The following is a 14,876-nucleotide window of genomic DNA, read 5'->3' as shown; positions in this document are numbered from 1 at the left end:
CTACCTCCAAGATAAAAAAACGTTGTTTCGAAAATACCGCATAATTGTTTCATAAATGTATCATTTAACCGCTTTCAAGTTTTTTATGTCTTCCATTCGTCTCGGAAGCAAGAATGTAATAAATATTGTAGTGCCTATTTTTTCACTACTCTCAATTCGCATACTTCCGCCCTGCTTATTCATAATCTCCTGACAAATATACAAACCGTAACCATTCCCGTAACTAGAAGGCAGTACCTTCCCTTCTGGCGATTCATTCCACTCTGCAAGCACACCTTCATCTATACCAATGCCATCATCATGAACAAAAACCTTTGCCTCACGTTCATTTACAATTACATTCATACGAATTTGCGTAGCATCGCTATATTTTATCGCATTATCAAGCACGTTTAAGAAAATCTGTTTCGTCTTATCGAAATCCGCAACAACATGTACATCTGTTAACTCATTTATCACTTCAATCTCAAATTTCTGCAGGCGAGGTTTCACAATTGAAACTGCTTCTTCTGCTAATTCCTTTATATTCACAACTGTAGGTGACACTTCAAACGTACTCGTCCCGTACTTTGAAGACTTAAGTAATTCCTCTACAAGTGATAATAGACGCTCACTTTCTACAGCCACATAACGCAGGCTCTCCTGTACATCTTCCTTTACCTTCAACTTTGGAATTAAATCCACATAGCCAATAATCGCCGTTAGCGGTGTTTTCAACTCATGTGTAATACGGTCTAAGAAATCTTTCTGCTTCTCTTTCTCCTCTTTCAATTGCTTAATATGTAGTTCAATTCCATCCGCCATCGCATTAAAAGACGCTGACAGCTGAGCAATTTCCACATATTCATTTAGCTCAATCTTGCTTTTATAATCCCCATTCGCAAGCCGCTTTGCCATTTGTCTTAACTGATCGATTGGCTTATGAAGAGACTTTGCCAAACGAATTGCAAAGAAAATACCCGCAGCTACTAGACAAAGAGACGTCATTAAAAACGTCCAGCCAACATTTGTTAAAACTTCCTTCTCACCCGTTAACTCATTTATAAAACGAACACTTCCGATGACATCGTTTCCATAATAAACTGGGCTTGAAAACAAAAGAATTGGAGCTGGGTCTCCTTCTTCAAAAACATAAGACTTCTTCCCCTTCAAAGAGCTCTCAATATCAATGTTCCGATGAAGAAGTGCTCCTTTTTGCGTATCCGCAACAACATCTCCATTCTTTCCAATCATCTGTACACGGACATCCATACGCTTCGCTAAATACGAAGCAATTAAAAGTGAATTTGGACCGAGCGTCTCTACCTCTGCTTCCTTCTCTAAATAATTCATCGTATAAATTTGTGCTTCTACACTTAATTTCTCTAAAGAATTTGCCGCGTTATGATACATATTCTTTTCTAACGTAATATAAACAACTGCGTACAAAAGAACAAAAATCGGGATTAACAGTCCCACTATTCCAAACACCATATTTCTTTTTAAAGACATACCATCACCACTTAACAATCCAGTTTATAGCCAACGCCATAAATTGTCTTAATATATTCCCCGCTATTCCCTAGCTTCTTCCGCAGTCTTTGCACCATAATATCAACCGCTCTCGTATTTCCGATATACTCAAACCCCCATACTTTCTCAAGTAACTCATCTCTCATAAATACACGCTGCGGATTTGAAGCAAACAACTGACATAAATTAAACTCTCGGTACGTTAACTGAATTTCTTGTCCACTAACATGCACTTTTCTTTCCTTAGGACAAATCGTTATCTCTCCTGCCCCAATTACTTCATGACTTACCGTTACCTCTGCCTTCTTCACACGCCGCGTCATATTCTTGACCCGAAGAATAAGCTCAGCATAATTAAATGGCTTCGTCACATAATCATCCGCACCAAGCTGCAGACCAAGCAATTTATCATTCATCTGACTCTTTGCAGTTAACATGAGCACTGGAATATCCCTATTCTTCTCACGGAACAAGCGAAGCAACTCATACCCATCTGTATCTGGTAGCATAACATCCAAAATCAATACATCCGGCCCTTCATTCCATTTCTCTAAAGCTTCTCTTCCATCAGCCGCCGTGAGCACTTCATACCCTTCCATCTCCAACTGCATCCGAATCAAATTACGAATACTCGATTCATCATCAACTACAAGTATTTTCATTATTCTCCTCCTTTCATCCCGTATTATAGTACAGTTTAGTATAGCAAAAATCATACAAAAAAAGAGAGGGTATTGTCGAACATATGTTGAACGACAATACCCTCTCTTTCACTTATTATATTTATTTAGCATACCCATTAGGTTGCTTCTGATGCCAATTCCAAGCATGCTCAATGATTGTCTTCACATTTACATACTGAGGATCCCATCCTAACTTCTCTTTCGCTTTCTGAGAAGAAGCAACTAAACGTGCTGGATCTCCCGCACGGCGCGGTGCCACCTCAGCTGGAATTTCATGATTTGTAACTTCACGAACTGCATCAACGATTTCTTTTACACTGAAACCATTACCATTTCCTAAGTTATAAAAATCACTCTCTCCGCCGTTCTGTAGGTCTTTAAGCCCTAAGAAGTGAGCTGCCACTAAATCTTCAACATGAATATAATCACGGATACAAGTACCATCTGGTGTATTATAATCCTCACCAAACATCATAATTTTCTCACGTTGACCTAACGCCACTTGCAGTACAAGAGGAATTAAATGTGTCTCTGGACGGTGATCTTCCCCAATAATACCATTTGGAGTTGCACCAGCCACGTTAAAGTATCTGAAAATCTTATAACGTAAATTAGAAGCTTGGCTATACCAATGGAGCATCTTCTCGATTGCTAACTTCGTTTCTCCATACGTATTCGTTGGATTTGTCATCGTTCCCTCAGTAATAAGGTCTACATCTACCTCACCATACGTCGCCGCAGTAGAAGAGAAAATAAACTTATCTACCTTAAACTCATCCATTACCTCTAATAAGCAAAGTGCACCATACACATTGTTATTATAATATTGAAGAGGCTTCTCCATACTAACTCCAACTAAAGAATCCGCTGCGAAATGCATAACCGCCTCAATATTTTCTTGTTTAAAAACATCTCTTAAAAATGCTTTATCACGAAGGTCTCCATTATAAAACTTCGAACCTTCCGTAATTGCATCCTCATGACCCGTTTGTAAGTTATCTACTACTACAACAGATAAACCTTCGTCTACTAATTTTTTCACAGCGTGAGAACCGATATAACCAGCTCCGCCGCAGATTAGAATTGAATTCATCGTCTTCCTCCTACATATATTAGGATTTCTTATTCACTCTCTTATTATAAAAGGTATACGATTGCTCGTATACCTTTTGTGTACCTTTATTACTTAGCAACGAAATAATCCGTTACATATTGTGCCCAAACTTCATGCCCTTTAGCACTTGGGAAACCGAACTCTTCTGTTAAATATGGCAGAATAGCCTTCGTTGATGCATCAGGCCATGCTCCCCAATGATCTACATATGTATAACCATTTTGCGTCGCAAGTTGCTTTAACGCCTCAATTGCCTTCGGATAATTCTTCGCACCATACACTGGGTTTGGTGGTTGAATCATAATCGTAGCACCCTTTGCACTAGTAGAAAGTGCTTGTACAAATTTCTGTGTACTCGCAACAGAGTTTCCATTACCAGTTTTACCATTGTCAGTAATAAACGGTGGCTCGAATAAAATCACATCTGGATTTTCTTTCGCAATCTCTTTATCACGTTTATTTGTGATTAACTCGTCTGTACTTTCACCCTTATATTCCTTTACTGTCACATTCCATAACCCTTTACCGTAAGCAGTTTCTAAATTAGCCGTTAACTTAGCTGCCCAAGCATCTTTTTCAGATGAAGAAGCTTCATCACCAACAATTACAAGGTTTACTGCCTTTTTATCCTCAGCAGCTTTCTTTAACTTCTCTTTCACTTCATCTGGTAAATTCTTCGCATATGCTTCATTAAAAGATGACTTCGCATCTTGTTTTTTCTCTGTTTTCTTCTCTCCACTATCTTTCACTTCAGACTTCGTTTTCGTTACTTCACTCGTCTGTCCCGTCGCATGCGCAATCTTCTTATTCCAGTACAATTTACCGCTCACAACCGAAGCGACAAACAATACAAAAATAACTAGGACAAGTACTGCTTTCTTATTCATCGATTCACCTCATCTATTAATCTCACAATATATAATATTAATATAAATCTATGCAAAAATAAACCCAACTCCTTCCAAAGGAGTTGGGTTATTACATATTATTTAGTCAATTCAAGATGCGATCTTAACTTATTCGTTAAATCCTGTTTTGCTGCATCTGGAACATAGTAGTACCAAATACCATCAGCGGCTTTGTGTCCGTCACCTGGGATTTGGATTTCTTCACTGTTTTGCATACAATCTTTATAGTTCTTTTGAATATCAAACATTTGATCTTGCGTTAAACTTGTTTTAACGTTTTTCTCAATCGCTTTTAAAACATCACCGTAACTTGCTAGAGAAGATACGCTTGCACCCTTTTTAATTACAGCTTGTATGACTTGACGTTGGCGCATTTGTCGACCGAAGTCACCGCGAGTATCTTGGTATCTCATTCTAGAATATAACAAGGCTTTCTCGCCATTTAAATGCAAATCACCTTTTGCATAATGAACACCATCAATTGTAAAGTCCATATCATTATTAATATCTACTCCACCAACAGCATCAACAATATCTTTAAATCCTTCCATATTCACTTCAATATAATGATCAACAGGAACATTTAAGAAATTCTCTACTGTTTTTACTGACATGTTAATTCCACCGAAAGCATAAGCGTGATTAATCTTATCTTTTTTACCTTTTCCAACAATCTCTGTATAAGAATCACGTGGAATACTTGTAATTTTCATCGATTTTTTGGTTGGATTTAGTGTAAATAACATTAAAGAATCCGAACGCCCTTGATCTTCACCACGTTGATCTACACCCATCATTAAAATTGAAATAGGCTTTTTATCAGACACATCAACTTTTTCTGAACGTTTATCCGATTTATCACGGTCTAAAGGCTTATGAACTGCATCTAATGTGTTAGATACATTAGAATACACATGATAAGCATACGCTCCGCCACCAATAATGAGTACTCCTATTATACCAAGAATCCAAAATAAAATTTTCTTTTTCATTTCTATACCCTCTTTGCTTATAATTACAAATAAAATACCAAGACTTCTTCATTATATTATAGCAATAATACTAAATGATAAAGTTAAATCACAAAATTAATATGACCTACCCTACGGATGAGAGACAATTAAAGTCACATTTCCTTTTACAACAAAACTTTCAATTCCAGCAGGAAGAATAAAGTGATCTCCTTTTTTTATACTAAATTCCCCACTCACAGTTCTTAACGTCGCTTCACCTTCAATTACACTTACTAATTGAAATGGTTGATTTTGTTGAAAAGATGCTTCCTCTTGAATCTCCCATTTATAAACTGAAAAATACTTTTTTTGTACATATTTAGTAACAATAGCACCATTTTCTTTTTCAATTTCAGGATAAACTTCATAATCCTCATGAGGAATCATCGATACAGCAATTGATTTTTCAACATGTAGTTCTCGTTTATTCCCAGCACTATCGACACGATCATAATCATACACACGATATGTTGTATCTGAGCTTTGCTGCGTTTCCAATACTAATGTACCTTCACATAACGCATGGATGGTTCCACTTGGTACATAAAAAAATTCACCCGGTTGGATTTTTTTTCTCTGAAGTAATCGATCCCAGTTCCCCCGCTCAACCATTTCCTTAAATTTTTCTTTGGTTTGAGCAGTATGCCCATATACTATTTCAGCATCTTCTTTACAATCAATAATATACCAACACTCTGTCTTCCCTAATTCACCATGCTCATATATATTAGCAAACTCATCATTAGGATGTACTTGTACAGATAAGTCTTTTTTTGCATCTAGGATTTTAGTTAATAACGGGAACTGCTCAGCTTGATAGTTCCCGAATAATGCTCTATGTTCATCCCATAGTTGCTTTAACGTTAAACCTTTATATTTACCGCCCTTTACTATACTTGGTCCATTTAAATGAGCAGAAATTCCCCAGCATTCACCAGTAGTTTGTGAAGGTAACTCATAATTAAATTCTTTTAAAGATTCTCCTCCCCAAATTCGCTCCTGTAGTACTGGTTGAAAAAATAATGGTTCTTTATACAAAATAACTCCACCTCTAGTTGCACTTACTACTAATTTTTACTTTTTTAAATAACAAGCTTCCTCTATCTCGTTCCATTGCATATAAATGCGAACAATATCTTCCTCAATTAATTCACTTCCTGATTGCACCTCGATAAACTCCAAATCTGTAACAGCTTTAATCGCATGTTTCTGTCCTGGCTGAATTTCCAACACATCCCCAGGGCGAACCACTCGTATTTCTTCATCTAATACAAAAATACCTTCACCTTTTACGACTGTCCAAACTTCACTTCTATTATTATGATATTGATAGCTTAAATTTTTACTAGCAGTAATACCAATGCGCTTTGTTAATACTTCGTTTCCATCATCATATTTTGTATGATCTAGTACACGGTACCAACCCCAGCGACGTTCTTCATACATTGGTCTTTGATCCCAATCCCCTACTAATTCTTTCACTCGAGGGCTCGCCTCTTTTTCTGATACTAAAATACCATCTGGGCTAGCAGCTACAATTATGTTAGAAAGACCTAATACAGAAATTGGGATATCTAACTCATTAATAATATGGTTTTCCTCACATTCAATCCCCATATTTCCCTTACCGAGGATATTCGTCCCCATTTCTTCTGTAAGAGTATTCCAAGTTCCAAGGTCTTTCCATGAACCATTATAAGGAAGCGCAACAATATTTTCTGTTTTCTCTACTACTTCATAGTCAAAACTTATCTTTGGTAAACTTGCATATTGTTGAACTAACATATCATATTGAACAGGCAGTCCCTTTTGATCTAATAAGGAGATAATTTTATCTAATTTAAATGCAAATACACCACTGTTCCAAAGTGCATTTTGTTTTAGTAACTCTTCTGCCTCGGCAGTGGCTGGCTTTTCTTTAAAATGACTTACTTGAATTAGTTCTTGTGTGCTCTCCTCTACATTTGGAACAATATAACCATATTTTTCAGATGGATATGTAGGAGTGATCCCCATTAAACCTAAATCTGCGTTTGAAGAGTTTAATGCCTTTTCTAAATCCAATAGCCTTTCAAAGAAACTATTTTCTACGTATGGATCTACAGGTAATACACCTACAACTTCATCCAAATCAACGTGCTCTTTAGAGTATAGATATGAAGCAGCAAGAGCGATTGCTGGGAATGTATCACGACGCTCTGGTTCGATAATAATAGGTACATCATTTCCTAGTTGACTATTAATCATATCTACTTGAGATTTACTTGTGGCAATAACTGCATTATTTTCAATTCCTAAGCTTGTTAATTGTCCCCATACCCTTTGAACCATAGATTGCATTTCATCATTCTCATTTTTAAGTACTTTTAAAAATTGCTTAGAACGTGAATCATTTGATAATGGCCATAGACGTTTTCCTGAACCACCAGATAGTAGTATTAATTTCATATTTCCACTCCCTTACAAGAAATAAAAAGGGTGAAGATTTTATCTCCTCACCCTAGAAATTTTTCTTTATATTTTTCCTCCACAATACTTCTAATCTCTTCTCTAAATCTCTCTGGAGAAAATCTTATAGCATTCTCCCTACAGTTAGATGGAGTAAACTTATTATAACTTCTTTCAAATTCATCAATCTTCTCAATAATACTTTCAACAGTCTGCTCTTTAAAGAATAGACCAGTTGGTTTCTCATGATTTAAATCCAAAACAGTTTCTGTAGCACCACCCTTACCATATGTAATAACAGGTGTACCACAAGCCTGTGCTTCTACTGGTGTAATGCCAAAATCCTCTTCTGCAGCAAATACAAAGCCTTTTGCACGTTGCATATGATCTTTAAGTACCTCAAATGATTGATAACCTAAAATTTGAATATTACCTTTAGCCTTCGCTTTCACTTTTTCAAAATCTGGACCATCTCCAATAACAACCAGCTTTTTATCTGGCATATTTGCAAAGGCTTCTACAATTAAATCAATTTTTTTATATGGAACCATACGTGATGCCGTTAAATAAAAATCTTCTTTTTGTTCATGTAACGTAAATGCAGAAATATCAACAGGCGGATATATTACCTCTGATTCTCTTCTATATACCTTCCATATTCTACGCCCAATAAAATTTGAATTCCCAATGAAATAATCAACACCATTTGCAGTACGGTAATCCCAATTTCTAACCTTATGTAAAATGGATTTCGTTATTAACCCTTTTATCCCTTTGTCTAATTTAGATTCTCTCAAATACTGATGTTGTAAATCCCAAGCATAACGGATAGGCGAATGTACATATGAAATATGTATCTGATCTGGACCAGTCAAGACACCTTTTGCTACAGCATGTGAGCTGGAAAGAATTACATCATATTGAGATAAATCTAATTGTTCAATTGCTAAAGGCATTAATGGTAAATAATTTCTATATTTTTTCTTTGAGAAAGGTAATTTTTGAATAAAGGTAGTTTTTACTTCCTTATTTTTTATAAACCCTCTATTTTCTCCTAGATGATCTACAACACTAAATAAATCCGCTTCTGGAAAAACATCTAACATTTGTTCTACAACTTTTTCAGCTCCCGCATATGTCACGAACCAATCATGTACAATTGCTATCTTCATTTAGAAACACCACTAATCTTAGAATATATTTGTTTTGTACCTTTTACCATTTGTTGCACACTATATTTACTAACAATCTTTTCTCTCGCTTTAGTCGACATATAAGTCCATTTTTCATCTTTTAATTGAACTATCAGGTCAGCTATTTTATCCGTATCATCTAATTCGTATAAATAACCATCCTTACCATGTTCTACAATATCACGGTTTCCAACTACATTAGACAAGACTGCAGGTAATCCCAATGACATTGCCTCTAATACCGCTAAAGGCATACCTTCCCACTTTGCGGATGACAAGTACATATTATACTTCTGCATTTCTTCTATTACATTTTGAGTAGGGCCAAAAAAGATAATATTCCTCTCCAACTTCCTCATATTCACATAATCTTGTAATTCTCTCGCTTGAGGTCCTTGACCTATAAAAGTTAAGGTAGATTCTTCATATCCATGCTTTTTAATGAGATTTTCCATTATTTCTATAGATTTTCTTGAGTTTTTTTGATTATCAAATCTCGTGACTGAAACAATGTTAAGAACTTGATTATCATTAACTAAGCAATCCTTTGGAATTTCTACACCATTTACAATAACGTTGAGTTTACTATTTTGAACTAATTTTACATTATTTACTTTATCTCGTTCCCCATCCGACACACAAATAAAAGCATCTGTAAAATAAGATAAAAATCTCTCTATAAAAATATAAATCTTATTTATAAGATTCTTATAATCTAAGTGTATACCGTGAAAAGTATGTACTATCTTCATATTTTTGGGAGAAAAAACTTTTAATAATCGACTATAAATACCTGCTCCCTTTCCATGCGAATGAATAATATCAATATTATTTCTTTTTACGAAATTTAGCATTTCAAAATAATATTTCAATATGAATTTTCTATGCGGAATTTTTATTAACTTCTCTTTACCTAATAGTTCTGTATATCTATCCCAATACGGTTCTTCTTCTGGACAAGCGACATAATATTCTATATTGGTATCCATATTTTTTATCAACCGATATACATGTTCAGGTCCTCCACCATAATCTGCTCTAACTGTTATTAATAGCACCTTTTTTTTCAAAATTAATCACCTATTCTAATACTTCTGCTAGCAAATTATCTACCCTACTAGTCCAGCTATGTTGCTTTGCAAAGCTAATATATTTTTCTTTATCCATATCTCTCGCCGCTTCTTTAATAGCGTCTATAAATTGATCTAGGTTTTCAGCTAATTGTGCTGGACTATTTATTAACTCCAATTCTTTCCACTTACTACTAACTACTGGAATACCAGAAACCATATATTCATACAACTTTAATGGATTTACATAATCTAATAAACTAGCGTACTCTTTAACATTAAAAGGTATAATCCCCACGTTAGCATGTTGAAGGTATGCTGGGAGTTGATCATAACTTCTTCTACCTAAAATATGAACATTCTCAATTTCATTAATGTGCTGCTTAGCCAATTTATCAGGACCTATTACTACAAACGCAAAGTCTGGCATTCTTTTAGCCATCTCATTAAATAAGTTAAAATCAAACCATTCTTCTATAGCACCTACATAAACAATAATTGGTTTATCAATAGATTTATATTCAACAGGTTGCTCCTTTTTTTCTAAAAAGTGAGCTAAGTTAACACCGTTTGGGAAATATAATGTATCTTTAGGTTTTAAACTATTTACATGATTTTCTAACGTATGTGCAGTATATAAAACTCGATCTACACTTTGAGATAACTTTGTTTCTGCTTTCTCTAGTGCTTTTGTACTATTAGAAAAACCAGAATTTTTATCTGCCATTCTAAAAACTGATTTTTTATAACTTATAAAATCTAACAAGTAATTTTGGAGACCATTATCAAAATAAAGTAAATCCACTTCCCTAAAACCTTTAAGTTCTATTAACTTTTTCATATTAGGATATCCGAGTTTACTCCAGTGATTATATATAATTTCACTTCTTAAAATGGGTTTATTATTTGGTGTCAATAACGCCCCAGGTACGTACGACCAGACCTTTCCGTTCTCAAAAGTTTCTCCACCTTTTTTGTAAATCTCATATCGATCATAAAATTCCTTAGTAGGTGAAAACATTCGATGAATAGGTGAGATTGGTGCTGAAATATAAGCAATTTCCCACCCTTTTCTCACTAATTCTTTAGCAATATGATGAGTACCTACTTGGAACGGTGAATTCCAATAATTACTGGTTGCAAATAATGCTTTTTTCTTCATTTAAATTTCCCCTCGATAAACTTTTATTATCAACTGTACTTTTTTCTTTATTTAAACTGTATAGAATACCAGCAAAGAATATTAACCAATATCCTAATGAGAAGTCGAAAGGCCTTTGATATAAAGACATAAAATAAAACATGGTAAAAACAAATGCTATTTTACATCTTTCTTTAAGGCCAATATATAAAAAGAACAATGAATGGGCTATTAAAAGAAAATAACCGTTGATAACGGTAAAAGTCTTCCAAGATAATGCCTCTGATTTATAATTTAGAGCTTTTTGGAAGTATTCCTTTTCTCCCATTCCAAATAACTGTTCTTTTATACCTCCTGCCTTAAAATCTTTATATAGATACTCAAACCCTTCGTTTGTTCGGTTATTTCCCGCTACACCATCTGAATTTATTTCAAAGCGATAAAGTATTCTATTATATAAATATGAATCCTTTGGCGTGAATGTAAAAATTAAAATGTATGCAATAAAACATAGGGCAAAATATTTTTTATTTTTTACTATAATATACAAACCTATTAGCAAATAAAAAGCCATAGATAAAGACAGAATTCCCGCCACTAAAATTATTTTTTCGTATAATCTATCCAATTTGAATCTCTTGGAAATTAAAATTAAAGCACTTACTGTTCCAACTACACCAGGTTCATTAAACATCGCACATATTCTATCAATACTTCCTCCATAAGAAAAAAAGTATTGCTCAGAAAATCCATAATATACTGCGTAGTTAGCACTCCATAAATATTGTCGATAATGGGATTTACTTGTAGAGTAACTAATTAAATTATCCCAACTCAAGTCAATCCCTAATAGTAGTAAAAAGGCAACGATTATTGCAGGAATATACGAAACAGCTATTATTTTAATAAAAAAATCATAAATTTTTAACTTCATTTTGTTTGTTAATAATACAAAAGGTATAAGTACAGCGCATAAAAATAAAAAGCTATACAAAATTTTATATATTTCCTCATATCTAAAACTATATAACATCACTAAAAAAATTGTATAAAATGCTAATTTTATATTTTCTCTTGAAATAATCTTATATTTAACGGAAATCAACAGAAAATAAGCGACATAAAAACACCCTACTATCTCTTTTAATTTATTTCCCCATACAAAAAAAGGTTCTAGCGTTAAAAAAGCTAAAAAAGCAGCTAAGAATACGTAGATTTTTAAAGCCAGTTTATTTGTAATAACTTTATGGTTTTGCAAATTAATCATCCTAACTACAATTAAATTATTTAAACTCTTATCCTGGTAAACAATAGTCACCTATATTTATTGCCTTTTTCAATAAAATATTGAGCTATGGATGTGATAAATAATGAATCTGTTTATGACAAATACCATAAATATAACTTCCCTTTCCTAAAAATATACTTTTACGTAATAGAAAGAAGCATATTTAAAACATACATGTATACAATTACTTGATAATCATTACTTTAGACCCCATCTATTTTTACTCTATAAACAATCTAATTATTGATCTTTATCATATTATCTCCCAGTTAAGCAAATTATTTTCCCATAACCACTCGAATAATAATTAAAATATTTAATCCTTTGATTAGAACCATAATCAGAAATAACTACTCTATCATGCAAAATGTCTATAACTCTATATACTTTCTCTCCAAATCCACTATGACATCCTATAAATCTTGTTAAATCAAACTCTAGACACTTGCTTTGTGTATTTTCTTTTAGCATAAATAATCCTGGTAACCCTTGATAATAATCATTTTGTTCTTTACTATCCATTTGAAGTGTAAAATGTGCACCTGTAGATCTAAATAAGTTTCTTTTTTCAGGAATAGCTGTATATAAATACGTTCCAGGATCTTTTATAATTTCTTTCCCATCAATCGTCAATTCAATACTAAGTTGATCATTATGATCATGACTACCTTTTCCACTACTTCCAAGAGGTCCACATTTAATTGCTAAATATAAATTATTGGAAGTGTAAATGTACATACCAAACTCGGGATAAGAAATAATTTTCAGGTTATCTATCAGGTTCAAATTTGCTGGATAGACATATTCAACAAATTGCGATCTTTCTTTAAATAAACGTATATTTTTCTCATCTACTTTATTTAATAGATTTATCGACGTATTTTTATAGCTTATATGTTGACTTTGTTTATTTTTCTCTTTAATTCTTCCTTGTATTAAATCTTTTACTATCTTATATTCTATCGATTCCCCATTCACATACTGGTAAAAATCAGCTCTCTCAAAAAATGCATTAATTCCAGCTACTAAATAACGATGGTCTAAGAATTTCTCATCCCAATAGATTTTATCATCACCAAGTGCATTATAATTTTTTAAATTTAAATATAACTCTTTGGCATTTTTCACATACATTTTCTGGTATGTTGGTTGTATCTTAAAAAATCGCCCGCTATCATTATCACCAAACTGGATAATTTCTTTATTAGGCTTAGTTATATCCATAGTAAATTCTGCAATTTTTTCTAATCTATCTATATACCAATCGGGAAACAATACATCTTCTCGCACTTTCCAAAAACCTTTTTTATCATGATTAAAACCTTTCTTCTTACAAATTGAAAGGTGTTTCTCTATACTATATTTTCTTAAAATGTCTTTTTTAGTTTCTGACAATGCATATCCTAAAGAAGTCGCATATAGTGCTAATTCTCCTGATAAGCGATGATATGCTGTTGATTGCTCAAAATTTGCTCCATCTTTATAAAATTGTTTCTGCATCTCTTGAATATTTTCTTGAAATGCGAAACACAGCCATTCTTTTGTTTCCCCTGTTACAGGTAGATATGCTGCAATAAAAAATAACCCTACAATATTGGAATAGTAATGATTATTGCGTACCTCGCCATCACGTTCTAAATGATTATAAATAAATTTTCCGTGATCATATATAGAAAGACTAAATACTTTTTGGAATTCTTGAGAAAAACTCACACCATGTACCCTAAATAAATCATAAACCAGTAGCCAATTTGCTGCTCGGATTGCAACGTCCATAGTACAAACCCAATTCACACCAAATTTAGGAGGGTTCATAGAGATAAAATCTAATACTTCATCCTGAAACTCATTCACATATATTTCAGGTTCTTCGAAACCCTTTTTTCCTTGCTTGGCTAGTAAATATGCCCAAACATATTGAACTAGATGCTGCATACGTGATAATTCCCACGGGACCTTAACATCTACTCCTACATGCTTTCCATAGGAAACTTTCGAATAATGTAACTGTGAATCCCAATAATAACCTGACTTAAAATCTAAGCGCCAATCAATTGGAATATAGTGAGTCGATATCATACCCCTCAAATATTTACTGTATCCCCTATTTTTCTCATTAATAAGGCATGTGATATCATTATTTAAATCTACTACAGGAGCGTTATATTTAAACTCTTCTATTCCTTTGCAGTCCATGTTATATTTTATATTCTCCCAACCAGATCCTAATAAGTCAAAGTAATGATTAAGATATAATGATGATATCCCTTGGGTTTGTAAGATTTCTGCATCAGAAAAATTATATATTACGTACTCGGATAATAAACTTTCAATTTCATAACTATTAGTATTTTTAGAATAAGTAGAAGCATGCCTATCTACTAACTCCTCTGTTTTTTTTAGTATTTTATTTTTCACTTTCTTGCTAACTTTATCTACTACTTCTTTAGGGGTTAATTCCTTAACCTTTTTTAAATAATAAGGCATAAAAGATTCTTCTCCTATT

At 33.4% G+C, this 14,876-nt stretch carries 12 protein-coding genes; all 12 read right to left on the bottom strand.

Annotated elements, in window-relative coordinates; genetic code table 11:
* Positions 1 to 60 precede the first annotated feature (60 nt).
* Positions 61 to 1,491, bottom strand: a complete 1,431-nt coding sequence (locus ILT06_RS22685; RefSeq protein ID WP_149173773.1) for a HAMP domain-containing sensor histidine kinase — start codon at positions 1,489 to 1,491, stop codon at positions 61 to 63.
* Positions 1,492 to 1,502: 11 nt separating this feature from the next.
* The gene (locus ILT06_RS22680) at positions 1,503 to 2,174 is read right to left on the bottom strand and encodes a response regulator transcription factor (RefSeq protein ID WP_088047769.1); all 672 of its coding nucleotides are present in this window, start codon (positions 2,172 to 2,174) and stop codon (positions 1,503 to 1,505) included.
* 121 nt (positions 2,175 to 2,295) lie between these two features.
* Entirely contained in the window at positions 2,296 to 3,288 is a 993-nt protein-coding gene (galE, locus tag ILT06_RS22675) for a UDP-glucose 4-epimerase GalE (RefSeq protein ID WP_149173774.1), read from the bottom strand.
* 89 nt (positions 3,289 to 3,377) lie between these two features.
* Positions 3,378 to 4,196, bottom strand: a complete 819-nt coding sequence (locus tag ILT06_RS22670) for an SGNH/GDSL hydrolase family protein (protein ID WP_149173775.1) — start codon at positions 4,194 to 4,196, stop codon at positions 3,378 to 3,380.
* A gap of 98 nt (positions 4,197 to 4,294) precedes the next feature.
* Complete coding sequence (gene tagU, locus ILT06_RS22665; protein ID WP_088113892.1) at positions 4,295 to 5,209, bottom strand: polyisoprenyl-teichoic acid--peptidoglycan teichoic acid transferase TagU; 915 nt, start codon at positions 5,207 to 5,209, stop codon at positions 4,295 to 4,297.
* 111 nt (positions 5,210 to 5,320) lie between these two features.
* Positions 5,321 to 6,268: a mannose-6-phosphate isomerase, class I gene (gene manA, locus ILT06_RS22660; protein WP_098111064.1), complete on the bottom strand. Its 948-nt coding sequence runs from the start codon at positions 6,266 to 6,268 to the stop codon at positions 5,321 to 5,323.
* Positions 6,269 to 6,304: 36 nt separating this feature from the next.
* Positions 6,305 to 7,678 (bottom strand): sugar phosphate nucleotidyltransferase, encoded by a 1,374-nt coding sequence (locus ILT06_RS22655; RefSeq protein WP_098094139.1) that lies wholly within the window; start codon positions 7,676 to 7,678, stop codon positions 6,305 to 6,307.
* Between the two features lie 47 nt (positions 7,679 to 7,725).
* Positions 7,726 to 8,850, bottom strand: a complete 1,125-nt coding sequence (locus ILT06_RS22650; RefSeq protein WP_098094137.1) for a glycosyltransferase family 4 protein — start codon at positions 8,848 to 8,850, stop codon at positions 7,726 to 7,728.
* The gene (locus ILT06_RS22645) at positions 8,847 to 9,941 is read right to left on the bottom strand and encodes a glycosyltransferase (RefSeq protein ID WP_098094136.1); all 1,095 of its coding nucleotides are present in this window, start codon (positions 9,939 to 9,941) and stop codon (positions 8,847 to 8,849) included. Before ILT06_RS22645 ends, ILT06_RS22650 begins: the two co-directional genes overlap by 4 nt.
* Positions 9,942 to 9,951: 10 nt before the next feature.
* Positions 9,952 to 11,103, bottom strand: coding sequence for a GumK N-terminal domain-containing glycosyltransferase (locus ILT06_RS22640; protein ID WP_149173776.1), 1,152 nt, complete (start codon positions 11,101 to 11,103; stop codon positions 9,952 to 9,954).
* Complete coding sequence (locus tag ILT06_RS22635) at positions 11,072 to 12,349, bottom strand: polymerase (protein WP_098111120.1); 1,278 nt, start codon at positions 12,347 to 12,349, stop codon at positions 11,072 to 11,074. The genes ILT06_RS22640 and ILT06_RS22635 overlap by 32 nt, the downstream gene beginning before the upstream one ends.
* A gap of 279 nt (positions 12,350 to 12,628) precedes the next feature.
* Positions 12,629 to 14,857 (bottom strand): alginate lyase family protein, encoded by a 2,229-nt coding sequence (locus tag ILT06_RS22630; protein WP_098111062.1) that lies wholly within the window; start codon positions 14,855 to 14,857, stop codon positions 12,629 to 12,631.
* Positions 14,858 to 14,876: the final 19 nt, after the last annotated feature.

Source organism: Bacillus sp. 17RED48, assembly GCF_019837545.1.
Taxonomy (GTDB): Bacteria; Bacillota; Bacilli; order Bacillales; family Bacillaceae_G; genus Bacillus_A; species Bacillus_A wiedmannii.
Note: the sequence above shows the minus strand (reverse complement) of the source record. Positions and strands in the feature narration are given on the sequence as shown.

What these genes read in the sequence shown, in the direction of transcription:
- ILT06_RS22640 (WP_149173776.1), bottom strand. Translation starts at nt 11,103, where the DNA reads ATGAAGAAAAAAGCATTATTTGCAACCAGTAATTATTGGAATTCACCG.
- ILT06_RS22655 (WP_098094139.1), bottom strand. Translation starts at nt 7,678, where the DNA reads ATGAAATTAATACTACTATCTGGTGGTTCAGGAAAACGTCTATGGCCA.
- ILT06_RS22630 (WP_098111062.1), bottom strand. Translation starts at nt 14,857, where the DNA reads ATGCCTTATTATTTAAAAAAGGTTAAGGAATTAACCCCTAAAGAAGTA.
- ILT06_RS22680 (WP_088047769.1), bottom strand. Translation starts at nt 2,174, where the DNA reads ATGAAAATACTTGTAGTTGATGATGAATCGAGTATTCGTAATTTGATT.
- galE (WP_149173774.1), bottom strand. Translation starts at nt 3,288, where the DNA reads ATGAATTCAATTCTAATCTGCGGCGGAGCTGGTTATATCGGTTCTCAC.
- ILT06_RS22635 (WP_098111120.1), bottom strand. Translation starts at nt 12,349, where the DNA reads ATGATTAATTTGCAAAACCATAAAGTTATTACAAATAAACTGGCTTTA.
- ILT06_RS22650 (WP_098094137.1), bottom strand. Translation starts at nt 8,850, where the DNA reads ATGAAGATAGCAATTGTACATGATTGGTTCGTGACATATGCGGGAGCT.
- ILT06_RS22670 (WP_149173775.1), bottom strand. Translation starts at nt 4,196, where the DNA reads ATGAATAAGAAAGCAGTACTTGTCCTAGTTATTTTTGTATTGTTTGTC.
- tagU (WP_088113892.1), bottom strand. Translation starts at nt 5,209, where the DNA reads ATGAAAAAGAAAATTTTATTTTGGATTCTTGGTATAATAGGAGTACTC.
- ILT06_RS22685 (WP_149173773.1), bottom strand. Translation starts at nt 1,491, where the DNA reads ATGTCTTTAAAAAGAAATATGGTGTTTGGAATAGTGGGACTGTTAATC.